Here is an 860-nt window from a genome sequence, read left to right on the forward strand (position 1 = left end):
CCCGGACCCCGCCGCCTGATGGTCGACGACCTCGCCGAACCCCCCGCCTGACCACCACGGACCAGGGACCCCGCACACTCGCCCGGCCCTGCCCCGCGGCCTCGTCCCGCCGCCCCGAACACCCGGCACCGCACACACCGACGGGCGGCCCGCCACCGGACCGCCCGTCGCCTCGCGCACTCGCCGCCCCTACCCGGCCGCGGCCTCGTCCCGACCACGCCGGGCCAACTCGTCGGCGCGCTCGTTGCCCTCATCACCACTGTGGCCGCGCACCCACCGCCACTCGACCTCATAGCGCGCCGCCAACGCGTCCAGGCGCTGCCACAGGTCCACGTTCTTCACCGGCTTCTTGCCGGCCGTCGTCCACCCGCGCTTCTTCCACCCGTGCACCCACGTGGTGATGCCGTCGCGCACGTAGGACGAATCGGTGTGCACCAGCACCGGTACCGGCCGGGTCAGGCTCTCCAATGCCCGGATGGCCGCCATGAGCTCCATCCGGTTGTTGGTGGTCTGCGCCTCGCCCCCGTACAACTCACGCTCGTGTTCTCCATAGCGCAGCCACACACCCCACCCTCCCGGGCCGGGGTTGCCACTGCAGGCCCCGTCGGTGTAGATGACCACGCGTTGCGTCGATGCCGCATCGACCTCGTCCCCGTTGTGCATGCCGGGCAATCTACCGCCCCCACAGGTCACGAAAAGGCCACACACCCCACTTTCAGAGCCGAACACGGAGCCAATCCACCCCAATGGCGCCCCGAAAACCCCAAAAAAAGACCACTTACAGCACCAAAGGCACCATCACACCGACCACCACCGACCGGTCTCCCACCGTCACAACCCCACCCCGCACCGTGCCCACC

General features: G+C 69.9%; 1 protein-coding gene. It reads right to left on the bottom strand.

What is annotated here, in order from left to right; genetic code table 11:
• Window positions 1–189: 189 nt before the first annotated feature.
• Entirely contained in the window at window positions 190–663 is a 474-nt protein-coding gene (rnhA, locus tag DSY14_RS27900) for a ribonuclease HI (RefSeq protein ID WP_211719578.1), read from the bottom strand.
• Window positions 664–860 lie beyond the last annotated feature (197 nt).

It is taken from the genome of Nocardiopsis sp. MG754419 (assembly GCF_018207095.1).
In the GTDB taxonomy this organism is placed as follows: domain Bacteria; phylum Actinomycetota; class Actinomycetes; order Streptosporangiales; family Streptosporangiaceae; genus Nocardiopsis.

Coding starts and splice junctions, on each gene's coding strand:
- rnhA (WP_211719578.1), bottom strand. CDS start 663: ATGCACAACGGGGACGAGGTCGATGCGGCATCGACGCAACGCGTGGTC.